The organism is Snuella sedimenti, from assembly GCF_016428595.1.
In the GTDB taxonomy this organism is placed as follows: Bacteria; Bacteroidota; Bacteroidia; order Flavobacteriales; family Flavobacteriaceae; genus Snuella; species Snuella sedimenti.
In genome coordinates this window covers 64771-86000 of the sequence record NZ_JAELVQ010000002.1, presented here as the reverse complement: position 1 = coordinate 86000, position 21230 = coordinate 64771, and the positions used below count along the sequence as shown (strand labels likewise).

Annotated in this window: 35 protein-coding genes; 1 reads left to right on the top strand and 34 read right to left on the bottom strand. The window is 35.2% G+C overall.

The window, feature by feature from the left end:
- Nucleotides 1-8 precede the first annotated feature (8 nt).
- The gene (gene ctlX / locus JF259_RS02220; protein WP_199112854.1) at nucleotides 9-944 is read right to left on the bottom strand and encodes a citrulline utilization hydrolase CtlX; all 936 of its coding nucleotides are present in this window, start codon (nucleotides 942-944) and stop codon (nucleotides 9-11) included.
- A 310-nt stretch (nucleotides 945-1254) separates the two neighbouring features.
- On the opposite strand from ctlX, the gene JF259_RS02215 reads away from it, so the two are divergent.
- Nucleotides 1255-1638, top strand: coding sequence for a RidA family protein (locus JF259_RS02215; RefSeq protein ID WP_233164065.1), 384 nt, complete (start codon nucleotides 1255-1257; stop codon nucleotides 1636-1638).
- Here JF259_RS02215 and JF259_RS02210 read toward each other — a convergent pair whose 3' ends face one another.
- The 33 genes from JF259_RS02210 to rpsJ form a co-directional block, all read right to left on the bottom strand.
- On the bottom strand, nucleotides 1639-2553 hold the full coding sequence (locus JF259_RS02210) for a dimethylarginine dimethylaminohydrolase family protein (protein WP_199112853.1): 915 nt from the start codon (nucleotides 2551-2553) through the stop codon (nucleotides 1639-1641). It abuts the gene before it with no gap.
- 69 nt (nucleotides 2554-2622) lie between these two features.
- Entirely contained in the window at nucleotides 2623-3909 is a 1287-nt protein-coding gene (locus JF259_RS02205; protein ID WP_199112852.1) for a citrate synthase, read from the bottom strand.
- 171 nt (nucleotides 3910-4080) lie between these two features.
- Nucleotides 4081-5370, bottom strand: coding sequence for a phosphopyruvate hydratase (eno, locus tag JF259_RS02200; protein ID WP_199112846.1), 1290 nt, complete (start codon nucleotides 5368-5370; stop codon nucleotides 4081-4083).
- 150 nt (nucleotides 5371-5520) lie between these two features.
- Nucleotides 5521-6630 carry a glutamine-hydrolyzing carbamoyl-phosphate synthase small subunit gene (gene carA, locus JF259_RS02195; RefSeq protein ID WP_199112844.1) on the bottom strand — a complete coding sequence of 370 codons (1110 nt, stop codon included), beginning with the start codon at nucleotides 6628-6630 and terminating at the stop codon, nucleotides 5521-5523.
- 89 nt (nucleotides 6631-6719) lie between these two features.
- Nucleotides 6720-7196, bottom strand: a complete 477-nt coding sequence (gene rplQ, locus JF259_RS02190; protein WP_199112834.1) for a 50S ribosomal protein L17 — start codon at nucleotides 7194-7196, stop codon at nucleotides 6720-6722.
- 63 nt (nucleotides 7197-7259) lie between these two features.
- Nucleotides 7260-8252 carry a DNA-directed RNA polymerase subunit alpha gene (locus JF259_RS02185; RefSeq protein WP_199112832.1) on the bottom strand — a complete coding sequence of 331 codons (993 nt, stop codon included), beginning with the start codon at nucleotides 8250-8252 and terminating at the stop codon, nucleotides 7260-7262.
- Nucleotides 8253-8349: 97 nt separating this feature from the next.
- On the bottom strand, nucleotides 8350-8955 hold the full coding sequence (gene rpsD, locus JF259_RS02180) for a 30S ribosomal protein S4 (RefSeq protein ID WP_199112830.1): 606 nt from the start codon (nucleotides 8953-8955) through the stop codon (nucleotides 8350-8352).
- 226 nt (nucleotides 8956-9181) lie between these two features.
- Nucleotides 9182-9565, bottom strand: a complete 384-nt coding sequence (gene rpsK, locus JF259_RS02175) for a 30S ribosomal protein S11 (RefSeq protein WP_199112822.1) — start codon at nucleotides 9563-9565, stop codon at nucleotides 9182-9184.
- 107 nt (nucleotides 9566-9672) lie between these two features.
- A complete protein-coding gene (rpsM, locus tag JF259_RS02170; RefSeq protein ID WP_199112811.1) occupies nucleotides 9673-10047 on the bottom strand; it encodes a 30S ribosomal protein S13 in 375 nt (124 codons plus the stop codon).
- 100 nt (nucleotides 10048-10147) lie between these two features.
- Nucleotides 10148-10264 (bottom strand): type B 50S ribosomal protein L36, encoded by a 117-nt coding sequence (gene ykgO / locus JF259_RS02165; RefSeq protein WP_013305171.1) that lies wholly within the window; start codon nucleotides 10262-10264, stop codon nucleotides 10148-10150.
- Nucleotides 10265-10268: 4 nt separating this feature from the next.
- Entirely contained in the window at nucleotides 10269-10484 is a 216-nt protein-coding gene (infA, locus tag JF259_RS02160; protein WP_007094967.1) for a translation initiation factor IF-1, read from the bottom strand.
- Nucleotides 10485-10494: 10 nt separating this feature from the next.
- Nucleotides 10495-11844: a preprotein translocase subunit SecY gene (gene secY, locus JF259_RS02155; protein WP_199112807.1), complete on the bottom strand. Its 1350-nt coding sequence runs from the start codon at nucleotides 11842-11844 to the stop codon at nucleotides 10495-10497.
- Nucleotides 11845-11859: 15 nt separating this feature from the next.
- The gene (gene rplO / locus JF259_RS02150) at nucleotides 11860-12312 is read right to left on the bottom strand and encodes a 50S ribosomal protein L15 (RefSeq protein ID WP_199112806.1); all 453 of its coding nucleotides are present in this window, start codon (nucleotides 12310-12312) and stop codon (nucleotides 11860-11862) included.
- A gap of 16 nt (nucleotides 12313-12328) precedes the next feature.
- Complete coding sequence (gene rpmD / locus JF259_RS02145) at nucleotides 12329-12508, bottom strand: 50S ribosomal protein L30 (protein WP_099563536.1); 180 nt, start codon at nucleotides 12506-12508, stop codon at nucleotides 12329-12331.
- An 11-nt stretch (nucleotides 12509-12519) separates the two neighbouring features.
- Entirely contained in the window at nucleotides 12520-13044 is a 525-nt protein-coding gene (gene rpsE / locus JF259_RS02140) for a 30S ribosomal protein S5 (RefSeq protein WP_199112805.1), read from the bottom strand.
- Between the two features lie 6 nt (nucleotides 13045-13050).
- Entirely contained in the window at nucleotides 13051-13407 is a 357-nt protein-coding gene (gene rplR / locus JF259_RS02135; RefSeq protein WP_199112804.1) for a 50S ribosomal protein L18, read from the bottom strand.
- Between the two features lie 10 nt (nucleotides 13408-13417).
- On the bottom strand, nucleotides 13418-13960 hold the full coding sequence (gene rplF / locus JF259_RS02130; protein ID WP_199112802.1) for a 50S ribosomal protein L6: 543 nt from the start codon (nucleotides 13958-13960) through the stop codon (nucleotides 13418-13420).
- 12 nt (nucleotides 13961-13972) lie between these two features.
- Entirely contained in the window at nucleotides 13973-14371 is a 399-nt protein-coding gene (gene rpsH, locus JF259_RS02125) for a 30S ribosomal protein S8 (protein ID WP_166967730.1), read from the bottom strand.
- A 72-nt stretch (nucleotides 14372-14443) separates the two neighbouring features.
- Nucleotides 14444-14713 carry a 30S ribosomal protein S14 gene (gene rpsN, locus JF259_RS02120; RefSeq protein WP_099563531.1) on the bottom strand — a complete coding sequence of 90 codons (270 nt, stop codon included), beginning with the start codon at nucleotides 14711-14713 and terminating at the stop codon, nucleotides 14444-14446.
- A 3-nt stretch (nucleotides 14714-14716) separates the two neighbouring features.
- Nucleotides 14717-15268, bottom strand: a complete 552-nt coding sequence (rplE, locus tag JF259_RS02115) for a 50S ribosomal protein L5 (RefSeq protein ID WP_199112800.1) — start codon at nucleotides 15266-15268, stop codon at nucleotides 14717-14719.
- Between the two features lie 2 nt (nucleotides 15269-15270).
- Complete coding sequence (gene rplX, locus JF259_RS02110; RefSeq protein ID WP_199112798.1) at nucleotides 15271-15582, bottom strand: 50S ribosomal protein L24; 312 nt, start codon at nucleotides 15580-15582, stop codon at nucleotides 15271-15273.
- A gap of 12 nt (nucleotides 15583-15594) precedes the next feature.
- Nucleotides 15595-15963 (bottom strand): 50S ribosomal protein L14, encoded by a 369-nt coding sequence (rplN, locus tag JF259_RS02105; protein ID WP_199112796.1) that lies wholly within the window; start codon nucleotides 15961-15963, stop codon nucleotides 15595-15597.
- 2 nt (nucleotides 15964-15965) lie between these two features.
- On the bottom strand, nucleotides 15966-16223 hold the full coding sequence (rpsQ, locus tag JF259_RS02100; RefSeq protein WP_117172447.1) for a 30S ribosomal protein S17: 258 nt from the start codon (nucleotides 16221-16223) through the stop codon (nucleotides 15966-15968).
- A gap of 11 nt (nucleotides 16224-16234) precedes the next feature.
- The gene (rpmC, locus tag JF259_RS02095) at nucleotides 16235-16426 is read right to left on the bottom strand and encodes a 50S ribosomal protein L29 (protein WP_199112794.1); all 192 of its coding nucleotides are present in this window, start codon (nucleotides 16424-16426) and stop codon (nucleotides 16235-16237) included.
- Nucleotides 16427-16524: 98 nt separating this feature from the next.
- Nucleotides 16525-16944, bottom strand: a complete 420-nt coding sequence (gene rplP, locus JF259_RS02090) for a 50S ribosomal protein L16 (RefSeq protein WP_199112792.1) — start codon at nucleotides 16942-16944, stop codon at nucleotides 16525-16527.
- A 21-nt stretch (nucleotides 16945-16965) separates the two neighbouring features.
- Nucleotides 16966-17685, bottom strand: a complete 720-nt coding sequence (rpsC, locus tag JF259_RS02085; protein WP_199112782.1) for a 30S ribosomal protein S3 — start codon at nucleotides 17683-17685, stop codon at nucleotides 16966-16968.
- A gap of 9 nt (nucleotides 17686-17694) precedes the next feature.
- On the bottom strand, nucleotides 17695-18102 hold the full coding sequence (gene rplV / locus JF259_RS02080) for a 50S ribosomal protein L22 (protein ID WP_199112779.1): 408 nt from the start codon (nucleotides 18100-18102) through the stop codon (nucleotides 17695-17697).
- A 6-nt stretch (nucleotides 18103-18108) separates the two neighbouring features.
- Nucleotides 18109-18387 (bottom strand): 30S ribosomal protein S19, encoded by a 279-nt coding sequence (rpsS, locus tag JF259_RS02075; RefSeq protein WP_194766102.1) that lies wholly within the window; start codon nucleotides 18385-18387, stop codon nucleotides 18109-18111.
- 3 nt (nucleotides 18388-18390) lie between these two features.
- On the bottom strand, nucleotides 18391-19218 hold the full coding sequence (gene rplB / locus JF259_RS02070; protein ID WP_199112771.1) for a 50S ribosomal protein L2: 828 nt from the start codon (nucleotides 19216-19218) through the stop codon (nucleotides 18391-18393).
- A gap of 10 nt (nucleotides 19219-19228) precedes the next feature.
- Nucleotides 19229-19519, bottom strand: a complete 291-nt coding sequence (rplW, locus tag JF259_RS02065) for a 50S ribosomal protein L23 (RefSeq protein ID WP_199112769.1) — start codon at nucleotides 19517-19519, stop codon at nucleotides 19229-19231.
- 7 nt (nucleotides 19520-19526) lie between these two features.
- Nucleotides 19527-20156 (bottom strand): 50S ribosomal protein L4, encoded by a 630-nt coding sequence (gene rplD, locus JF259_RS02060; protein WP_199112767.1) that lies wholly within the window; start codon nucleotides 20154-20156, stop codon nucleotides 19527-19529.
- Nucleotides 20156-20773 (bottom strand): 50S ribosomal protein L3, encoded by a 618-nt coding sequence (gene rplC, locus JF259_RS02055; RefSeq protein ID WP_199112765.1) that lies wholly within the window; start codon nucleotides 20771-20773, stop codon nucleotides 20156-20158. The genes rplD and rplC overlap by 1 nt, the downstream gene beginning before the upstream one ends.
- Nucleotides 20774-20921: 148 nt before the next feature.
- Nucleotides 20922-21227, bottom strand: a complete 306-nt coding sequence (rpsJ, locus tag JF259_RS02050) for a 30S ribosomal protein S10 (protein WP_007650482.1) — start codon at nucleotides 21225-21227, stop codon at nucleotides 20922-20924.
- Nucleotides 21228-21230 lie beyond the last annotated feature (3 nt).

Genomic DNA, 21230 nt, shown 5'->3' with positions numbered 1-21230 from the left:
ATCTAAATTTAAGATTTAGGTAAAAACACCTCTGCCATCATACAACGGGCACTTCCACCACCACACGCTTCAATAGTATCTAAAGAGCTGGTCACTATTTTATTATGCTTTTCTAACCGTGCTATTTGATCTGTAGTTAACGCGTTGTAGGCTGCTTGACTCATAACTAAATACAACCTATTGTCTCCTCCCCTTACTTGTAACATGTTTCCAGCAAAATGATTAACCTGTGCCTCTGTAATAGCTATGATTTCCTTTCCGCTTTCTTTTAAATGAGCCATTACGTTTTTGCGTTCCTTTTTATCGTCTATGCTGTCTAAACATATTACAGCAAAAGTCTCTCCCAAACACATCATAACGTTAGTATGGTAAATAGCTTTGCGCTTTCCTTGGACAGTTTGATAAGCGGTAAAAATAACGGGGGTGTATTCAAAATCTTCACAAAACTCAACAAACAAATCCTCGTCAGCTCTGGCAGACAATGCACAATACGCCTTACGGTTCTCACGATCCAATATTACACTACCAGTACCTTCTAGAAAAACATTAGCTTCTTCTGCACTAGTATAATCGACAATATCTTTAATTACAAAACCTTGTTGTTCTAAAACATCTAAAATGTCCTCTCGTCGTTCTAAACGCCTATTCTCAGCAAACATAGGATACAAGCTAACTGTTCCGTTTTCATGGAATGAAATCCAATTATTAGGAAAGATTGAATCAGGCGTATCGCTTTCCTCTGTATCACTAACAACAACAACATTAACCCCTATACCTCTTAACTTCTCAACATAAGCATCAAACTCCTGCTGGGCTTTGGTGTTTACCGTTTCTGGTAATACACTACCCAATACCTTCTGATAATAATTATTAACTGCTGTTTGCTCATTCATCCTGAAATTCACAGGTCGAATCATTAAAATAGTATTTGTTGTCTGTAGCATTATATAAAACAGTTTTAGTTTCAACAAAATTATGACTTTTTACTATGCTTAATACCATTTCAACTTTAAACTTACACACATAAAACACGCCTTTTTACACTATGAACTCATCACAAAAATAAATCGTAATTGGCAGCTATGTTTAATTTTCTTTTTTGTCTAGCACAAAAATCCATCATTTTCTTTTGAGAAAACTTAAAATCGAATTTTCATAACACTTGATTTTCTCATAAAAATAAACGAACTTAGTTAGGCACTTTTAACCAATAATATGGTGAGCACGGACAAATAATTAATTTTAAAACAAAAAATGATGGCTAGAAAATTAATAAGTACAGGATCGCCCTTTGAATTTGAAATAGGATATTCTCGAGCTGTTGTTCAAGGCAAATGGATTTTTGTATCTGGTACCACAGGATATGATTATAAAACCATGACTATTAGTGATGACTTGGTATTACAAACCGAACAGTGTTTAAAAAACATTAAAGAAACCCTAGAAAAGGCAGACGCATCTTTAACTAATGTGGTTAGAGTAACTTACATACTTCCAAATGCAGATGATTTTAAGCAATGTTGGCCCGTACTAAAAAAGTATTTTGGAGACATACGCCCTGCTGCTACTATGATAAATGCTGGTTTAGCCGATAGTAAAATGAAAATTGAAATAGAAGTAACTGCTTTAAAACCTTAATTAATCCCTAATTAGGGGTAAAGTAGAGCAACGTAACATACCCTCTTGTTTCGATATTTCAGCATAGGGTACTTCTTCAACAGTAAAACCATGGTTACGCAACCAGTTGTTTAACCTCGTAAAATTCTTTTCGGAAACAACAACATCTTCAGAAATAGAAAATATATTACTGGTCATGTCATACATTTCGTCCTTTGCAATTTCAAAAATATTTTCTTTTCCGAAGAAATCAACCAGCCACTCATATTCTCTTTCAATTAAAAACCCATTTTTATGGATAATGGCTTTGTCCTTTCCTATTGGTTGAAAGCAACAATCTAAATGTAATGCATTTTCCTTTGGATCTGTATTAGATTTTCTGAGTTCAAATGGCTTCACAGTCTTGTTTGGAAATAATTCTTGAATGGCTATAACCGCATCCATATTGGTTCTAGCTGTAATTAATTCAGGGTAATCTTCTCCCGAATAAGTTCCTATAAATATATAGTCGTTCCAAGGCATAACATCGCCTCCTTCAACATGGCATTCCTCTGGTAAAATAATTCTATTGTTACTATCAACTTGATCCCAAACATATTGTATTGCCCGAATTTCCTTTTCTCTATTGGGAAGGATGTTCGCTCTAATTATTTTGTCCTCAATTACAAAGGCTATATCTCGTGAGAAAATTTGGTTACAGTCCTTAATGACCTCTGGTCTAAAAACTTTAACGTCATATTTTTTAAATACAGCTGCCACTGCTTCCATTTCAAGAACCATATCGGCTTCCGTTGGATAGGTGCCTTCTAATACATGCTGAATACTTTTAGGATCATAACAATCCTCTATTTTAGGAATTGGCCCATTGCTTTCGGCTGTTCCTAAAATAACCGCACGCAATCTTGCAGTCTCGTTTTTTATGTGGAGTTTTAACATGCTGTAAATATAAAAAAGCTCCATAAGTATTAGTTATGAAGCTTCTTATTTTTTTAAACAACTTTGCTTTCACCTTTCATCAATAGAAACAAAGGATCTGTGAGTTTCTCCAATATATACTTGTCTTGGTCTTCCAATTGGTTCTTTACGTAAACGCATTTCTCTCCACTGCGCAATCCATCCTGGCAAGCGCCCTAATGCAAACATAACCGTAAACATATCGGTAGGAATTCCCATTGCTCTATAAATGATTCCTGAATAAAAATCTACATTTGGATATAATTTTCGCTTAACAAAATAATCATCGTTTAAAGCTTCTTGCTCTAAGCCTTTGGCGATATCTAAGATAGGATCTTCAATACCCAAATCACCTAATACTTCATCTGCTGCTTTCTTAATAATCTTAGCTCTAGGATCGAAATTCTTATATACTCGGTGACCAAAGCCCATTAAACGAAATGGATCTGCCTTATCTTTTGCCTTAGCCATATATTTTTTGGTATCACCTCCATCTAACTTAATAGCTTCGAGCATTTCTAAAACAGCTTGATTCGCCCCACCATGTAACGGTCCCCATAGAGCAGATATACCTGCTGATAATGAAGCAAACAAACCTGCGTGTGATGACCCCACGATTCGAACGGTAGATGTAGAGCAGTTTTGCTCATGGTCAGCATGAAGAATCAAAAGCTTATCTAACGCGTCTACTAAAATTTTGTTTTGAACATACTCTTCATTAGGCTGTCTAAACATCATTTTTAAGATATTTTCTACATAACCTAAGTTTTTATCTCCATAATCTAATGGCAGTCCTTCCTTCTTACGGAATGTCCATGCAACCAATACAGGGAATTTCCCTAAAATTTTAACCACCGACTTATACATATCTTCTTCGGAATCTACATTTACCGAAGAGGGATTAAATGCCGTTAGGGCACTTGTTAACGACGCTATAACTCCCATTGGGTGCGCCGACTTAGGAAAGGCGTCTAAAATCTTCTTTACATCTTCATCTACAATAGACTGTGCTTTAATATCTGCATGAAATTTTTCGCTCTGTTCTTTAGTAGGCAATTCTCCAAATATTAAAAGAAAAGCTACCTCCAAAAAATCGGCTTTATCTGCCAATTCTTCTATTGAATATCCTCTATATCTTAAAATTCCTTTTTCACCATCCAAAAACGTAATTTCACTCTCACAAGATCCGGTATTCTTGTATCCTGCATCCAAAGTTGTTACGCCTCCTGTTACACTTCTAAGCTTTGAAATATCTATTGCAACTTCATTTTCTGTTCCCGTAACTAAAGGAAATTCATTTTTTGTACCGTTAATTTCTATAGTGGCAGTTTTTGACATATATATAAAATTGTTTTTTGATTTTGAGAGTCGCTAATTTACGAAATATCTCTCCGTTTTTAAAGGTTTCCTGCAAAGATTTAACCATTTTAAATATTAGCAAAAATACCTCAAAAAAAAAGCGATTATTAAAAAATTTATAATCGCTTTTTTCATAAAACATAATGTTTATTATTTTATTTTAAAGGCCTTTTCTTGTGGGAAATAAGCAACATCAGCCAATTCCTCTTCTATTCTAAGCAATTGGTTATATTTTGCCATACGATCACTACGTGAAGCCGACCCTGTTTTTATTTGACCAGTGTTCAATGCTACTGCTAAATCGGCAATTGTATTGTCTTCGGTTTCTCCAGAACGGTGAGACATTACAGAAGTATAGCCTGCATTGTGAGCCATATTTACAGCCGCAATTGTTTCTGTAAGGGTTCCTATTTGGTTAACCTTAATAAGAATTGAATTTGCTATACCATTTTCAATACCACGAGATAAACGCTCTACATTGGTTACAAATAAATCATCACCTACAAGCTGTACTTTATCTCCAACTTTTTCGGTTAAGTATTTCCATCCTTCCCAATCGTTTTCATCCATTCCATCTTCAATAGAAATAATAGGGTACTTTTCAACCAATTCTGCTAAATAATCGGCTTGTTCTTTACTGGTTCTTACCTTACCGCTATCGCCTTCAAACTTCTTGTAGTTATACTCGCCATTCTCATAAAATTCGGCTGAAGCACAATCTAAGGCAATTTTAACTTCGTCTCCAAATTTGTAACCTGCCTTTTCTACAGCTTTTGCAATAGTATCGATAGCATCTTCAGTACCATCTAAAGTAGGAGCAAATCCACCTTCATCACCAACAGCCGTGCTCAAACCTCTATCGTGCAATACTTTCTTAAGGTTATGGAATATTTCGGTTCCCATTTGCATAGCGTGCGTAAAATTATTTGCTTTTACAGGCATAACCATGAACTCCTGGAACGCTATTGGAGCATCACTATGCGAACCTCCATTAATAATGTTCATCATTGGTAACGGAAGCGTATTGGCCGAAACACCACCTACATAACGGTATAATGGTAATCCTAGCTCTGATGCAGCTGCTTTAGCTACTGCCAAAGACACTCCAAGAATCGCATTGGCACCTAATTTTGATTTGTTTGAAGTTCCATCTAAATCAATCATCATTTGATCGATTAAATTTTGTTCAAATACTGATACGCCTAATAATTCGTCGGCTATAATAGAATTGACATTTTCAACTGCTTTTAATACGCCTTTGCCCATATAAGTATTACCACCATCTCGTAATTCGACAGCTTCATGCTCACCAGTTGATGCTCCCGAAGGAACTGCTGCTCTACCTAAAATACCATTTTCTGTTACAACGTCTACCTCTACTGTGGGGTTCCCTCTGGAATCTAAAATTTGTCTTGCATGGATATTAATTATTGCACTCATATGTCTTATTTTTTAACTTTTATTACTTCAAATTTACGGTTAAATCTTGTTTAATTTTAGAGGTTTTTAAAGAAATACCCAAAATCACCTCTATAACGTTTTAGTAAAATAAAGCCCTCAAAAAAGGTTTCTTTCTTGAGGGCCAATTATTTATTTGCTTTTCTTTATATTTTCAATAAACTGATCGAAAAGATACGAAGAGTCATGGGGACCAGGACTAGCTTCGGGATGGTATTGAACTGAAAAACAATTTTTACTTTTCATAGCCAATCCAGCCACAGTATGATCGTTTAAATGCATGTGGGTTACTTCTAAATCGGGATGCGATTCGGCTTCTTCCCTATTAACTGCAAATCCGTGATTCTGTGATGTAATCTCACCTTTACCCGTAACAAGATTCTTTACTGGATGGTTAATACCACGGTGCCCATGATGCATTTTATATGTCGACACACCATTTGCAATTGCAATTACCTGATGACCAAGACAAATACCAAACAAAGGTAAATCTCTTTTAATAATTTCCTTAGCTAAAGCTTGTGCTTCTTTTAAAGGTTCTGGATCACCTGGTCCATTAGACAAGAAATAACCGTCAGGGTTCCAATTACTCAGCTCCTCAAACGTTGCATTATAAGGGAACACCTTTATATAAACATCGCGCTTAGCAATGTTTCGTAAAATATTCTTCTTGATGCCAATGTCTAGAGCTGCTACTTTATAAGTCGCATTTTCATCACCGAAATAATAAGGTTCATCTGTAGAGACTTTTGATGCCAATTCCAAACCATTCATGTTTGGCACTTCAGCCAATTGCTTCTTCAATTCATCAACATTATCAACATCGGTAGATATAACAGCATTCATAGCTCCATTGTCTCTAATATAACTTACCAAAGCTCTAGTATCAACATCAGATATTGCCAAAAGGTTATTATCATTCAAGAATGTCTCTAGTGAACTATCTGCCGCATCTCGAGAATAATCGTAACTAAAATTTTTACAAATCAAGCCTGCTATTTTAATAGAATCTGACTCAATTTCATCAGCATTAGTTCCGTAATTCCCAATATGAGCATTGGTTGTTACCATCAATTGGCCGTAGTAAGAAGGATCGGTAAAAATTTCCTGATACCCAGTCATACCTGTATTAAAGCACACTTCTCCAAATGAAGTTCCTTGCTTGTTACCTACAGCTTTTCCATAAAAAATAGTACCGTCTGCCAAAAGGATAATGGCATTTTGTCTTTTTTGATATTTCATTTATTCGATAAAAAAGTTTTGCAAAATTGCACAAAAAAAAGGATAAACTAAAATAGTTTATCCTTTATATTTAAAATGTATATTAACATCTATTCTTCCTCTTCGTTGGTTGCTTTAGTTTCAACAACTGGAGCAGCTGCCGGTTTAGAACCACCTCTTCTGCTTCGTCTTGTTGTTTTCTTCTTAGCTTGTCCCGCGTTGTAGATTTCATTATAATCTACCAACTCTATCATAGCCATGTCTGCGTTATCTCCCAAACGATTCCCCAACTTAATAATTCTAGTATAACCACCTGGTCTATCAGCGATCTTTGTAGCTACATCTCTAAACAACTCTGTAACTGCATCTTTTTGTCTCAATCGAGACATTACAATACGTCTGTTATGCGTTGTATCTTCTTTTGATTTTGTAATCAAAGGCTCAACAAACTGCTTTAAAGCTTTTGCTTTAGCTACAGTTGTATTGATACGTTTGTGCTCAATCAAAGAACAAGCCATATTAGCCAACATTGATTTTCTGTGGGCTGTTTTTCTTCCTAAATGGTTAAATTTCTTTCCGTGTCTCATGACATTTCATTTAGTCTTCATCTTGCCTCTACCCTTTTGGGGAGCAAACTATGAAGAAATTAATTAATCTTTATCTAATTTGTATTTACTTAAATCCATTCCAAAGTTTAAACCTTTAACGCTTACAAGCTCTTCCAGCTCTGTTAATGATTTTTTACCAAAATTACGGAACTTCATCAAGTCATTTTTATTGAATGACACCAAGTCTCCTAATGTATCTACTTCAGCAGCTTTTAAACAGTTAAGCGCACGCACCGATAAATCCATATCGATTAACTTTGTTTTAAGTAACTGTCTCATATGTAAAGATTCTTCATCATATGTTTCAGTTTGTGCTATTTCATCCGCCTCTAATGTAATACGCTCATCAGAGAATAACATGAAGTGATGAATTAATGTTTTAGCCGCTTCTGTTAAAGCATCCTGAGGTGTAATAGAACCGTCTGTAATAATTTCAAAAACCAATTTTTCATAATCAGTTTTCTGTTCTACACGGTAGTTCTCTATACTGTACTTAACATTCTTTATAGGCGTGTATATTGAATCTGTAAAGATAGTTCCTATAGGTGCAGCAGCCTTTTTATTTTCCTCTGCAGGCACATAACCTCTACCTTTCTCAATAGTAATCTCTAAGTTAAAGTTTACCTTAGGATCTAAGTTACAAATAACCAATTCGGTATTTAATACTTGGAATCCTGAAATAAACTTTTGGAAATCACCCGCTTTAATTTGATCTTGACCAGAAATTGATATAGAAACAGATTCGTTATCAATATCGTCAATCTGTCTTTTAAAACGAGCTTGCTTTAAGTTTAAAATGATCTCTGTTACATCTTCAACAACACCAGCAATTGTAGAAAATTCATGATCTACACCTTCAATTTTAACCGATGTAATTGCAAATCCTTCTAAAGATGAAAGTAGAACTCTTCTTAATGCGTTACCTACTGTTAATCCATAACCAGGTTCTAAAGGGCGAAATTCGAATTTGCCTTCAAAATCGGTTGAATCGATCATGATTACTTTGTCAGGCTTCTGAAAATTAAATACTGCCATAATTTTTCTTCGTTTTAATTGTTATTTAGTTGCGCGGTTTATAAGTTTGAAGAAGTACGAATAAACCCTTTGGCTAAATACCAATGTTGTTAATTTATTATTTAGAATATAATTCGACTATGAATTGTTCATTTATGTTTTCTGGAATTTGAATTCTAGCGGGAACAGCAACATAGGTTCCTTGCATGGTATCATTGTTCCATGTAATCCATTCGTAAACATGATTTGAATTAGCCAAAGATTGCGTAATTACATCTAAAGATTTAGATTTTTCTCTTACAGCTACTACATCTCCAGCTTTTAAAGAATATGATGGTATGTTTACCAATTCACCATTAACAATTATGTGTCTATGAGATACTAATTGTCTAGCAGCACTTCTTGATGGGGCAATTCCCATTCTGTAAACTACATTATCCAATCTAGACTCACATAGTTGTAATAACACCTCACCGGTAATACCTTGTGCAGCTCTTGCACGCTTAAACATGTTTCTGAATTGACGCTCTAATACACCGTAAGTGTATTTTGCTTTTTGCTTTTCCATTAATTGGATTGCATATTCAGATTTTTTTCCACGACGCTTAGCGTTACCGTGTTGACCTGGAGGATAATTTCTTTTTTCAAAAGATTTATCTTCTCCAAAAATAGCTTCTCCAAACTTACGAGCTATTTTAGTTTTAGGACCAGTATATCTTGCCATTTTAAATTGAGTTTTTAAGAGTAGTTATGAATTAAGGTCTAAATCTTATCCTTCGATAACCAGTAATCTCTTGTTTTGATACTTGTTAATATTATTTTTCGGTTTGCAAATTTATACAAAAAATTAATACCATCTGTGAATCAGATGATATTAATTTTATTGTCGATTTTTGATTTATGAGATATGATTAAAATATCTTCAATCGAAAATCTAGAATCGTAATTTGTTATACTCTTCTACGCTTAGGAGGTCTACATCCATTATGTGGTAATGGGGTAACATCGATAATCTCGCTTACTTCAATACCAGAGTTGTGAATGGAACGAATAGCAGACTCTCTACCATTTCCAGGCCCCTTAACGTAAACTTTTACTTTTTTCAAGCCTGCTTCTTGAGCTACTTTAGCTGCATCTTCGGCCGCTAATTGTGCTGCATAAGGTGTATTTTTCTTAGAACCTCTAAATCCCATTTTACCAGCAGAAGACCAAGAAATAACGTCTCCTTTTTTATTGGTAAGTGAAATGATAATGTTATTGAAAGATGCTGTTACGTGAGCTTCACCAACAGAGTCTACAATAACTTTACGTTTTTTAGTGCTTGTTTTTGCCATATTTTCTAGTTTTTAGCTGTTAGTGATAGTCGCTAGAATCCTAAACCTAAATAATTTCAAACAGATTCTTTCCAACGTCTAAATACTAAAGACTAAATTTCTAATTATTATTTAGTTGCCTTTTTCTTGTTAGCAACAGTTTTTCTTCTACCTTTTCTAGTTCTAGAATTGTTTTTAGTACGTTGACCTCTTAATGGAAGACCAGCTCTATGACGAATTCCTCTATAACAACCAATATCCATTAGTCGCTTAATGTTTAATTGCGTCTCAGAACGTAATTCTCCTTCAATTGTATAAATTCCTACTGCTTCACGAATATTTCCAATTTCATCGTCAGTCCAGTCTTGTACTTTTGTACTTTCATCAACCTTAGCTGTTGCCAAAATTTCTTTTGCTCTACTTTTACCTATTCCATAGATATAAGTTAAAGAGATAACACCTCTTTTGTTTTTTGGTATGTCTACACCTGCAATTCTTGCCATATCATTTTTGTTTCTAGTTGTTAGTTTTTAGTTGTTAGAATCCTAAACATTTCTATTTCAAACAGATTCATCTAACCTCTAAACTCTAATGACTTCTAATTTATCCTTGTCTTTGTTTAAATCTAGGATTCTTTTTGTTAATTACGTAAAGTCTACCTTTTCTACGCACGATTTTACAATCTGCACTTCTTTTTTTTACTGATGCTCTTACTTTCATCGTATTAGTATCTATAAGTTATTCGAGCCTTCGTTAGATCGTAAGGACTCATTTCTAATTTAACTTTATCCCCTGGTAATAATTTTATATAATGCATACGCATTTTACCTGAGATGTGTGCAGTCACAATGTGACCATTTTCTAATTCAACACGGAACATAGCGTTTGATAACGCTTCTATTATAGTTCCATCTTGTTCTATTGCTGCTTGTTTTGCCATAGTATAATAATTAAGCTACTGCTTTTCTATTTTTACCTGTTTTCATCAAGCCATCGTAATGTCTATTCAACAAGTAAGAATTTACCTGTTGCATAGTGTCAATTGCAACTCCAACCATGATTAATAATGAGGTTCCTCCGAAAAACAAGGCCCACCCAGCTTGTACGTCCATAAGTTGTACAATAACAGCTGGGAACACAGCTATAATTGCTAAGAATATGGAACCTGGCAAGGTAATTTGAGACATTATTTTATCAAGATATTCTGATGTTTCAGAACCAGGGCGGATACCCGGAATAAAACCACCACTACGCTTTAAATCGTCAGCCATTTTGTTAGTTGGTACTGTAATTGCTGTATAGAAATATGTAAATACTATAATTAATAACGCAAATACTAAATTGTACCAAAAACCAAACATGTTATTTCCAAACTCTGTTTGAAGCCATTGTCCTATTGCTGAGTCCTTTAAAGAATCTAAACCTCCTATTAACCCAGGCACAAACATAATGGCCTGAGCAAAGATAATAGGCATCACTCCAGATGCATTAAGTTTTAAAGGAATGTATTGTCTAGATCCAGCCATAACATTTTTCTCATAGCCTCCAGATGCTGTACGTCTTGCATACTGAACGGCTATTCTTCTAACTGCCATTACAAGCATAATAGAAGCCAAAATGATAACAAACCAAATAACTAACTCAAAAAGAATCAACATAATATTGTTACCCTCTAACCTAGTTGCGGCATTTTGTAAAAATGACTGAGGTAATCTAGCTATAATACCTACCATAATTAATAAGGAAATACCATTACCAATTCCTTTATCGGTGATCTTCTCTCCTAACCACATGGCAAAAATACAGCCTGTAACTAAAATAGATACCGATGAAAAATAAAACAATGGCCCTGTTCCTAATAAAAACGCGCTTTGAGGAATCCCTAAACTTGGCAAGCTAGCCAAATAACCCGGTGCTTGTAACAAACAAATAGCGATTGTTAACCACCTTGTTATTTGAGTGACTTTCTTCTGTCCACTTGCTCCTTCCTTTTGTAACTTTTGCAAATAAGGAATTGCAATCCCCATTAACTGTACAACAATAGAAGCAGAAATGTATGGCATGATACCCAATGCAAAAACGGACGCATTAGCAAATGCACCTCCTGTAAAGGCATTAAGCAATCCCAAAATACCTTGTTCAGTATTATCACCTAGAGCTTCTAATTGCGAAGCATCTATACCTGGTAATACCACTTGGGCACCAAAACGATAAACTAAAAGCAGACTCAAGGTTACAATGATTCTGTTTCTTAGTTCCTCTATTTTCCAAACATTCTTTAACGATTCTATAAATTTCATACGTTTAATAAGGTCTTATAACGTTACTGCTTCTCCTCCAGCAGCTTCAATAGCAGCTTTTGCTGAGGCTGAAAACTTATGTGCAGATACTTTTAATTTTGCTTTTAACTCTCCTCTACCCAATATTTTAACCAGATCATTTTTCCCAATTAAATTATTAGCAAATAGTGTTTCAAAATCTACCGTATCACCTATTTTCTTATCATCAACCAATTGTTGTAAAGTATCCAAGTTAATACCTTGGTATTCCACACGGTTAATGTTGGTAAAACCAAACTTAGGAACTCGTCTTTGAATAGGCATTTGCCCACCTTCAAATCCAATTTTCTTAGAATAGCCAGAACGTGATTTAGCTCCTTTGTGACCACGAGTCGCAGTACCACCTTTTCCAGAACCTTGTCCTCTACCTACTCTCTTCCCTTGGCTTTTTACTGAACCTTCTGCAGGTTTTAAATTACTTAAATCCATTTTTCAGTTTATATTTTTAAGCTTCTTCTACAGAAACTAAATGTGAAACTTTAGCAACCATACCAAGAATATTTGGTGTAGCTTCATGCTCTTTTACTTGACCAATCTTTTTAAGACCTAAAGCTTCTAATGTTCTTTTTTGTCTTTGCGTACGATTGATAGCGCTTTTAACTTTTGTTACTTTAATTTTTGCCATCTTTGATGTTATTAAGCGTTAAAAACTTTTTCAAGTGTAATACCTCTATCTCTAGCTATTGCATTAGCATCTCTTAACTGTAATAAAGCATCGAATGTTGCTTTTACCACATTATGAGGGTTAGACGATCCTTGGGATTTTGATAGTACATCATGTACTCCAACGGCCTCAAGAACAGTTCTAACTGCGCCACCTGCAATTACTCCAGTACCAGGAGCAGCAGGAATAATATTTACTCTTGCTCCACCAAATTTACCTTTTTGCTCGTGTGGTAACGTTCCTTTTATAATAGGAATTCTAACAAGGTTTTTCTTAGCGTCTTCAACTGCCTTTGCAATAGCACTTGCAACATCTTTAGACTTTCCTAAACCTTGCCCTACAACACCAGCTTCGTCACCAACTACAACAATTGCCGAAAAACCGAATGCTCTACCACCTTTGGTCACTTTTGTTACTCTTTGTACACCAACTAAACGATCTTTAAGATCTAATCCACCTGGTTTTACTAACTCTGCGCTTTTGTATTTACGATACATAATTTCTTAGAATTTAAGTCCTGCTTCTCTAGCTCCTTCAGCTAATGATTTTACTCTACCATGGTATAAGTAACCACCTCTATCAAAAGAGACAGCTTCTACACCAGCTTTTAAAGCTCTTTCAGCAAGTGCTTTACCTACTAATTTAGCCACTTCAACTTTAGTTGCTTTCGCAGAACTAATATCTTTATCTCTGGAAGATGCAGCACTGATAGTTTTACCAGTTACGTCATCTACCAATTGAGCATAAATTTCTTTATTACTTCTATAAACAGCTAATCTTGGTCTTGCTTCTGTTCCAGAAACAATCTTACGGATTCTGTTTTTTATTCTTAGTCTTCTTTCGTTCTTTGTCAATGCCATAACTTAATTATTAAGCTGATTTACCTGCTTTTCTTCTTATTTCTTCACCAACAAACTTGATTCCTTTTCCTTTGTAAGGTTCAGGCTTTCTAAAACCACGAATCTTCGCTGCTACTTGACCAACTAATTGTTTATCATGAGAAGTTAGTTTAACAATTGGATTCTTCCCTTTTTCAGAAATAGTCTCAACCTTAACTTCTGGAGCAACTTCTAAAACTATATTATGTGAAAACCCTAATGCTAAATCTAATTTTTGTCCTTGATTAGATGCTCTATAACCTACACCAATCAACTCTAACTCTTTAGTCCATCCCTTAGATACACCTTCAATCATATTATGCATCAATGATCTGTATAAACCATGTTTAGCTTTTTGATCTTTAGAATCTGAAGAACGTGTTACCAAAACATTACCATCTTCTACGGTAATACCAACAGTATCGTAATTTTGAGTTAATTCTCCTAATTTGCCTTTTACTGTAACTACACCGTCTTTTATATCAACTGTAACACCTTCTGGGATTGCTACTGGATTATTTCCTATTCTTGACATATCTCTTTCTTTTTAGTAAACGTAACACAATACTTCACCACCTACATTATCTCTTTTGGCTTGTTTACCTGTCATTACTCCATGAGAAGTAGAAACGATGGCAATACCAAGACCATTAAGAATTCTAGGTAGCTCTTTAGAACTTGCATACTTACGTAAACCTGGTTTACTTATTCTTTGAATCTTTTTAATTACAGGTTCTTTAGTTTCTTTATTGTACTTAAGAGCTATTTTAATAGTTCCTTGTACTGTAGAATCGTCGAACTTGTAACTTAAAATATATCCTTGCTCGAATAATATTTTAGTGATGTCCTTTTTTAAATTAGATGCAGGTATCTCAACCACTCTGTGGTTAGCACGCACTGCATTTCTAATTCTTGTAAGATAATCCGCTATAGGATCTGTGTACATAATTATTGATTTGCGGTTATGGTTTTCAAAAAGAACTATTTCTATTTGAACCTATAACCAATTTAAAATATTTTACCAACTAGCTTTTTTAACACCTGGAATTAGACCTTGATTGGCCATTTCTCTAAACGTTACACGTGAAATACCAAAAGTTCTCATGTATCCTTTAGGTCTCCCTGTTAATTTACATCTATTATGCATGCGAATTGGGGAAGCGTTTTTAGGTAACTTTTGTAATGCTTCGTAATCGCCTGCTTCTTTTAAAGCTTTACGTTTCTCAGCATACTTCGCTACTGTTTTAGCTCTTTTTACCTCGCGGGCTTTCATTGATTCTTTAGCCATGTCTTAGTTCTTTTTAAAAGGTAACCCTAATTCAGTTAATAATGATTTTGCTTCTTTATCTGTCTCTGCAGAAGTTACAAATGTAATATCCATTCCTGAGATTTTATTAACTTTATCAATATTTATCTCTGGAAAAATAATTTGTTCGGTAACTCCAAGGTTGTAATTACCTCTTCCGTCAAAACCAGTTGCCTTAATTCCGCTAAAATCCCTCACACGTGGTAAGGCCGAAGTAACTAAACGATCTAAAAATTCATACATTCTTTCTCCACGCAAAGTTACTTTAGCGCCAATTGGCATCCCTTTACGCAATTTAAATGATGCAACGTCCTTTTTAGATATTGTAGCTACAGCTTTCTGTCCGGATATTGTTGTTAATTCTTCTACTGCGTAGTCGATTAACTTTTTATCTGCTACTGCAGCTCCAACACCTTTAGATATCACTATCTTTTCTAGTTTTGGAACTTGCATAACATTCTTATATCCAAATTCTTCTGTGAGAGCTGCAATAACTCTGCTTTTATACTCTTCTTTAAGTCTAGGTGAATATGCCATAACTATATTACTTCATTAGATTTTTTTGAAAATCTTACTTTCTTATCGCCTTCCACTCTATACCCAACACGTGTTGTTTCTCCCTTTGAAGTTAACAGTGATAAGTTAGAAATGTGGATTGCAGCTTCTTTTTCTACGATACCACCTTGAGGGTTTTGTGCACTTGGCTTAGTATGTTTCTTCACCAAGTTTACGCCTTCTACAATGGCTTTGTTTTTCGCTATTAATACCTTTTGAACTTTACCTTCGGCTCCTTTATGGTCTCCGGCAATCACTCTAACAGTATCTCCAGTTTTTATTTTAAGCTTTGTCATCTTAATAATCCATTAAAGCACTTCAGGTGCCAATGATACAATTTTCATGAATTGTTTATCACGAAGTTCTCTAGCAACAGGACCAAATACACGTGTACCTCTCATTTCTCCCGCAGGGTTTAAAAGCACACAAGCATTATCATCAAATCTAATATAAGATCCATCAGGTCTTCTTACTTCTTTCTTAGTACGTACAACAACTGCTGTAGATACCGCACCCTTCTTAATGTTTCCATTAGGTGTCGCATCTTTTACAGAAACAACTATTTTGTCTCCTACAGAAGCATATCTTCTTTTAGTACCACCTAGAACACGTATTGTCAATACTTCTTTTGCTCCAGTGTTATCTGCTACTTTTAATCTTGATTCTTGCTGTACCATAATTACTTAGCTCTTTCTATGATTTCAACTAATCTCCAACATTTAGATTTACTTAAAGGTCTTGTCTCCATGATCCTTACAGTATCTCCAATATTGCAATCGTTTGTTTCGTCGTGTGCAACATATTTTTTTGTTTTTAACACGAACTTACCATACATAGGGTGTTTTACTTTTTTAACCTCTGCAACCACAATGGATTTTTGCATCTTGTTACTTGTAACAACTCCTATACGTTCTTTTCTTAAATTTCTTGTTTCCATCTTTCGCAGAATTATTGTAATTCTCTTTTAGTTAATTCCGTCGCAATTCTTGCTACAGTACGTCTAATTGTACGTAGCTGAATTGGATTTTCTAAAGGAGATATTGCATGAGCTAATTTTAAGTCTGAATAGCTCTTTTTTGTCTCACCAAGTTTTTCCTGTAACTCAGCGGTAGATAATTCTTTAATTTCTGATTGTTTCATCTGTAAATCTTATTTTTTACTTTGGTCAGATGTAATTCGCCATTTATAGTTTCATTAACTCGAAATTATTAATAGCTCATTTCATAATATCAAATAAATTATGCTTCGTAATCGCGAGCAATTATAAACTTAGTTTTAACCGGTAGTTTTTGAGCTGCTAATCGCAATGCTTCTTTTGCAATTTCAATTGGCACTCCTCCTACTTCAAAAAGCACACGTCCTGGTTTTACAACTGCTACCCAATACTCAACGGCACCTTTACCTTTACCCATACGTACTTCAAGAGGTTTCTTAGTAATTGGCTTGTCTGGAAATATTTTAATCCAAAGTTGCCCTTCTCTTTTCATGTAACGTGTAGCGGCAATACGTGCAGCCTCTATTTGGCGTGATGTAATAAATTGAGAGTCTAATGCTTTTATACCAAAAGTTCCGTTTGAAAGTTGATTCCCTCTTTGGGAAAGTCCTTTCATACGTCCTTTTTGTTGCTTACGAAATTTTGTTCTTTTAGGCTGTAACATTTTTCTTTACTTTATAAAAAATTACTTTCTACGACGAGGTTTTGAATTTCCACGCCCTCCGGCTCCACCTTTTCCTTGCTTTTTGGACAATCCAACAAGCGGAGAAAGTTCTCTTTTACCATATACTTCACCTTTCATGATCCATACTTTAACACCCAATCTACCGTAAGTAGTGTGTGCCTCAACTAAAGCATAATCAATATCGGCTCTAAAGGTCGATAAAGGAATACGTCCTTCTTTGTAGTGTTCAGAACGTGCCATTTCAGCACCATTTAAACGTCCACTAATTTGAACTTTTATTCCTTCAGCATTCATACGCATTGTAGCAGCAATAGCCATTTTTATCGCACGACGATAAGAAATTCTGTTTTCTATTTGGCGTGCAATACTTGATGCTACTAAAAATGCATCTAGTTCAGGTCTCTTAATTTCAAAGATGTTAATCTGAACTTCTTTTCCTGTAATCTTTTTAAGCTCTTCTTTTAACTTGTCTACCTCTTGACCGCCTTTACCAATAATGATACCTGGACGAGCCGTAGTGATAGTAACGGTTACAAGTTTTAAGGTTCGCTCTATAATTACTCTGGATACACTAGCTTTTGATAAACGTGCATGAACGTACTTTCTAATTTTGTCATCTTCGGCAAGCTTATCTCCATAATCATTACCTCCGTACCAATTAGATTCCCATCCTCTGATAATACCTAAGCGATTTCCGATTGGATTTGTTTTTTGTCCCATACTTCTATCTTAGCTTTGTGTGTTATTGTTTGCTCCAACTACAATTGTTACGTGGTTAGAACGTTTTCTTATTCTGTGTGCACGACCTTGAGGAGCTGGACGTAATCTCTTTAACATAGATCCGCCATCTACTCTAATTTCCTTTACAAATAATTCGGCCTCTTCAATATTAGCATCCTCATTTTTAGATTGCCAGTTTGCGATTGCAGACAATAACAATTTCTCTAAACGATTAGATGCTTCTTTTTGACTAAACTTTAATATGTTAAGTGCTTTTTCTACGCGTTCACCTCTTACTAAATCGGCTACTAAACGCATTTTTCTTGGAGATGTAGGACAATTATTAAGCTTCGCAAAAGCAACATGCTTTTTTCTCTCCTTAATAGCGTCTGCCATTTGTTTTTTACGACTTCCCATAGCTTACTACTTTTTACCTTTGTTTTTAGCACCTGCATGACCTCTAAACGATCGTGTTGGTGAAAATTCTCCTAATTTATGACCTACCATATTTTCTGTAACGTAAACAGGCACAAATTGACGGCCATTGTGCACTGCAATTGTCTGCCCAACAAAATCTGGAGTAATCATGCTGGCTCTAGACCAAGTCTTGATTACTGTCTTTTTATCAGCTTCAACATTAGCAGCTACTTTTCTTTCTAATTTATAATGAACGTAAGGTCCTTTTTTTAATGATCTTGCCATGTCTTATTTCTTTCTACGTTCTACAATGTATTTGTTAGTTGGATTCTTTTTAGAACGTGTTCTAAATCCTTTAGCAGGGATACCCTTTCTAGATCTTGGATGTCCTCCAGAAGCACGTCCTTCACCACCACCCATTGGATGATCGACAGGGTTCATAACTACCGGTCTAGTACGAGGTCTTCTACCCAACCATCTTGTTCTACCTGCTTTACCAGACACTAACAACTGATGATCTGAGTTAGAAACAACTCCTACAGTAGCCATACAATTAACTAAAATTAATCGCGTTTCTCCCGATGGCAACTTAATTGTAGCAAACTTACCATCTCTAGCCATTAATTGAGCAAATGCTCCGGCACTACGTGCAATTACCGCACCTTGCCCTGGCCTTAGCTCAACACAAGAAATAATAGTTCCTAATGGAATTTGGCTTAACGGCATTGCGTTTCCTATTTCAGGAGCAATACCTTCAGATCCAGACACTACATTTTGACCAACTTGCAAACCATTTTGGGCAATAATGTATCTTTTCTCGCCGTCTTGATAGTTTAACAAAGCGATAAAAGCTGTCCTGTTTGGATCGTATTGTATCGACTTCACTTCAGCAGGAATTCCTGCTTTGTCTCTTTTAAAATCGACAATACGATACTTTCTTTTATGACCACCACCGATATAGCGCATGGTCATTTTTCCTTGACTGTTTCTACCACCAGATCTTTTATTCGGAACGAGCAAGCTCTTTTCCGGCTTATCAGTAGTAATGGCGTCAAATCCATTAACTACTCTAAAACGCTGACCTGGTGTGATTGGTTTTAATTTTCTTACTGACATTCTTGTCTAATTACATGTTACTGTATAAATCAATCATTTCACCTTCCGCCAGTTGTACAATTGCCTTTTTAACAGCATTTGTTTTACCATGTTGAATACCTGTTTTTGTATAACGGGTTCTTCTATCTGGACGGACATTTATAGTACGAACTTTTTCAACAGAAACACCATAAGCAGCTTCTACTGCTTTTTTAATTTCTACCTTGTTCGCCTTTGTATTCACCGAAAACGTATAACAGTTTCTTAACTCGCTATCTGTAGTCGCTTTTTCTGTGATTATAGGTTTAATTAAGATACTCATCTGTTTCTTATTTACTTAAGTTTGTTTCAATTCCTTCTAAAGCACCTTCTAAAAGCACTACTTGATTTGCATTCAAAATCTTATAAGTGCTTAATTCTGAATTAGTTACAACTTCAGAACCTTTTAAATTGCGCGATGACAAATATACATTATTATTTGAACCACCCAACACAAACAAAGATTTTTTACCTTCTAAGTTTAAGGCTTTTAGCACTGCGGTAAAGTTTTTCGTTTTTGGAGACTCAAAATTAAAGTCTTCTAATACCACGATAGACTTCTCACTAGCTTTAATACTTAGCGCCGATTTACGTGCTAAACGCTTAAGATTTTTATTAAGTTTGAAACTATAATTTCTAGGTCTTGGTCCAAACATACGACCTCCTCCTTTAAATACACCAGACTTAATACTACCTGCTCTAGCAGTACCAGTCCCCTTTTGCTTTTTAATCTTACGTGTACTACCAGCAATCTCACTACGCTCTTTGGATTTGTGAGTTCCTTGTCTTTGGTTTGCTAAATATTGCTTAACATCCAAATACACAGCATGATTATTAGGTTCTATAGCAAACACATCATTAGAAAGGTCTGCCTTTCTACCTGTGTCTTTTCCGTTTATATCTAAAACTGCTACTTTCATTACTTCTGAATAATTACATAAGAGTTTTTATGTCCAGGTACGCAACCTTTAACAACAAGCAGGTTCTTTTCAGCAACTACTTTTAAAACTCTTAAATTTTGAACTTTCACTTTTTCACCACCCATTCTTCCGGCCATTTTCATGCCTTTGAATACTCTAGCAGGATATGACGCAGCACCAATTGATCCTGGCGCTCTTAAACGGTTATGTTGACCGTGGGTAGCTTGACCCACACCTCCAAATCCGTGACGTTTTACAACACCTTGGAATCCTTTTCCTTTAGATGTTCCCGATACATCAACAAATTCTCCTTCGTTGAAGTGTTCTACAGTGATTGCATCACCTAATTTGTACTCCTTGTCAAAACCTTTGAATTCAATAACCTTGCGTTTTACAGAAGTCCCTGCTTTTTTAGCATGACCTAAGTCAGCTTTAGTAGCACTTTTTTCTGTCGCGTCATCGAAACCTAATTGAACAGCATTATAACCATCAACTTCTTCAGTTCTGACTTGGGTAACGATACATGGACCTGCTTCGATTACTGTACATGGAATGTTCTTTCCATTTTCATCAAAGATGCTGGTCATACCGATTTTCTTTCCTATTAACCCAGACATATTTACTATTTATTAATTATTACTATTTGTTATTAAAAATTCAAGGCCAAAACACATTTCGACCTTGAACTGCATTTTTCCGTTTTTCCCGCGACCACATCGGTGGGACATTTTAACTAATTCAGAATTCTGAATTCTGGATTCTGAATTAGACTTTTATCTCTACTTCAACACCACTTGGTAATTCAAGTTTCATCAAAGCATCAATTGTTTTAGATGATGACGAATAAATATCAAGTAAACGCTTATAAGAGCTTAATTGAAATTGTTCTCTTGACTTTTTATTTACGTGTGGCGAACGTAAAACAGTGAAAATTTTCTTGTGTGTTGGTAATGGAATTGGCCCAGTTACAACAGCACCCGTACTCTTTACTGTTTTTACAATCTTATCAGCAGACTTGTCTACTAAATTGTGATCGTAAGATTTTAATTTTATTCTGATTTTTTGACTCATTTT

Excerpts from the sequence above, each read along its gene's own strand:
- secY (WP_199112807.1), bottom strand. The coding sequence starts at position 11,844 with ATGAAATTTATAGAATCGTTAAAGAATGTTTGGAAAATAGAGGAACTA.
- rpsQ (WP_117172447.1), bottom strand. The coding sequence starts at position 16,223 with ATGGAAACAAGAAATTTAAGAAAAGAACGTATAGGAGTTGTTACAAGT.
- rpsS (WP_194766102.1), bottom strand. The coding sequence starts at position 18,387 with ATGGCAAGATCATTAAAAAAAGGACCTTACGTTCATTATAAATTAGAA.
- rpsK (WP_199112822.1), bottom strand. The coding sequence starts at position 9,565 with ATGGCAAAAACAAGCACTAAAAAACGTAAAGTTATTGTAGACTCTGTT.
- rpsE (WP_199112805.1), bottom strand. The coding sequence starts at position 13,044 with ATGTATCGTAAATACAAAAGCGCAGAGTTAGTAAAACCAGGTGGATTA.
- rpsH (WP_166967730.1), bottom strand. The coding sequence starts at position 14,371 with ATGTACACAGATCCTATAGCGGATTATCTTACAAGAATTAGAAATGCA.
- ykgO (WP_013305171.1), bottom strand. The coding sequence starts at position 10,264 with ATGAAAGTAAGAGCATCAGTAAAAAAAAGAAGTGCAGATTGTAAAATC.
- rplD (WP_199112767.1), bottom strand. The coding sequence starts at position 20,156 with ATGAAAGTAGCAGTTTTAGATATAAACGGAAAAGACACAGGTAGAAAG.
- rplN (WP_199112796.1), bottom strand. The coding sequence starts at position 15,963 with ATGGTACAGCAAGAATCAAGATTAAAAGTAGCAGATAACACTGGAGCA.
- JF259_RS02185 (WP_199112832.1), bottom strand. The coding sequence starts at position 8,252 with ATGGCAGTATTTAATTTTCAGAAGCCTGACAAAGTAATCATGATCGAT.
- rplR (WP_199112804.1), bottom strand. The coding sequence starts at position 13,407 with ATGGCATTGACAAAGAACGAAAGAAGACTAAGAATAAAAAACAGAATC.
- rplP (WP_199112792.1), bottom strand. The coding sequence starts at position 16,944 with ATGTTACAGCCTAAAAGAACAAAATTTCGTAAGCAACAAAAAGGACGT.
- rpsN (WP_099563531.1), bottom strand. The coding sequence starts at position 14,713 with ATGGCTAAAGAATCAATGAAAGCCCGCGAGGTAAAAAGAGCTAAAACA.
- ctlX (WP_199112854.1), bottom strand. The coding sequence starts at position 944 with ATGCTACAGACAACAAATACTATTTTAATGATTCGACCTGTGAATTTC.
- rplV (WP_199112779.1), bottom strand. The coding sequence starts at position 18,102 with ATGGGAAGTCGTAAAAAACAAATGGCAGACGCTATTAAGGAGAGAAAA.
- rplQ (WP_199112834.1), bottom strand. The coding sequence starts at position 7,196 with ATGAGACACGGAAAGAAATTTAACCATTTAGGAAGAAAAACAGCCCAC.
- rplO (WP_199112806.1), bottom strand. The coding sequence starts at position 12,312 with ATGGATTTAAGTAATTTAAAACCTGCAGAAGGTTCAGTAAAAAGCCAA.
- infA (WP_007094967.1), bottom strand. The coding sequence starts at position 10,484 with ATGGCAAAACAAGCAGCAATAGAACAAGATGGAACTATAATAGAAGCG.
- carA (WP_199112844.1), bottom strand. The coding sequence starts at position 6,630 with ATGAAATATCAAAAAAGACAAAATGCCATTATCCTTTTGGCAGACGGT.
- rpsD (WP_199112830.1), bottom strand. The coding sequence starts at position 8,955 with ATGGCAAGATATACTGGTCCTAAAACTAAAATAGCTCGTAAGTTTGGA.
- rpmC (WP_199112794.1), bottom strand. The coding sequence starts at position 16,426 with ATGAAACAATCAGAAATTAAAGAATTATCTACCGCTGAGTTACAGGAA.
- rpsJ (WP_007650482.1), bottom strand. The coding sequence starts at position 21,227 with ATGAGTCAAAAAATCAGAATAAAATTAAAATCTTACGATCACAATTTA.
- eno (WP_199112846.1), bottom strand. The coding sequence starts at position 5,370 with ATGAGTGCAATAATTAATATCCATGCAAGACAAATTTTAGATTCCAGA.
- rpsC (WP_199112782.1), bottom strand. The coding sequence starts at position 17,685 with ATGGGACAAAAAACAAATCCAATCGGAAATCGCTTAGGTATTATCAGA.
- rplW (WP_199112769.1), bottom strand. The coding sequence starts at position 19,519 with ATGAGTATCTTAATTAAACCTATAATCACAGAAAAAGCGACTACAGAT.
- JF259_RS02210 (WP_199112853.1), bottom strand. The coding sequence starts at position 2,553 with ATGTTAAAACTCCACATAAAAAACGAGACTGCAAGATTGCGTGCGGTT.
- rplX (WP_199112798.1), bottom strand. The coding sequence starts at position 15,582 with ATGACAAAGCTTAAAATAAAAACTGGAGATACTGTTAGAGTGATTGCC.
- JF259_RS02215 (WP_233164065.1), top strand. The coding sequence starts at position 1,255 with ATGATGGCTAGAAAATTAATAAGTACAGGATCGCCCTTTGAATTTGAA.
- rpsM (WP_199112811.1), bottom strand. The coding sequence starts at position 10,047 with ATGGCAAGAATTGCAGGTGTAGACATACCAAAAAACAAAAGAGGTGTT.
- rplF (WP_199112802.1), bottom strand. The coding sequence starts at position 13,960 with ATGTCAAGAATAGGAAATAATCCAGTAGCAATCCCAGAAGGTGTTACA.
- rplC (WP_199112765.1), bottom strand. The coding sequence starts at position 20,773 with ATGTCTGGGTTAATAGGAAAGAAAATCGGTATGACCAGCATCTTTGAT.
- rplE (WP_199112800.1), bottom strand. The coding sequence starts at position 15,268 with ATGGCATATTCACCTAGACTTAAAGAAGAGTATAAAAGCAGAGTTATT.
- JF259_RS02205 (WP_199112852.1), bottom strand. The coding sequence starts at position 3,909 with ATGTCAAAAACTGCCACTATAGAAATTAACGGTACAAAAAATGAATTT.
- rplB (WP_199112771.1), bottom strand. The coding sequence starts at position 19,218 with ATGTCAGTAAGAAAATTAAAACCAATCACACCAGGTCAGCGTTTTAGA.
- rpmD (WP_099563536.1), bottom strand. The coding sequence starts at position 12,508 with ATGGCAAAAATTAAAGTAACAAAAGTTAAAAGCGCTATCAATCGTACG.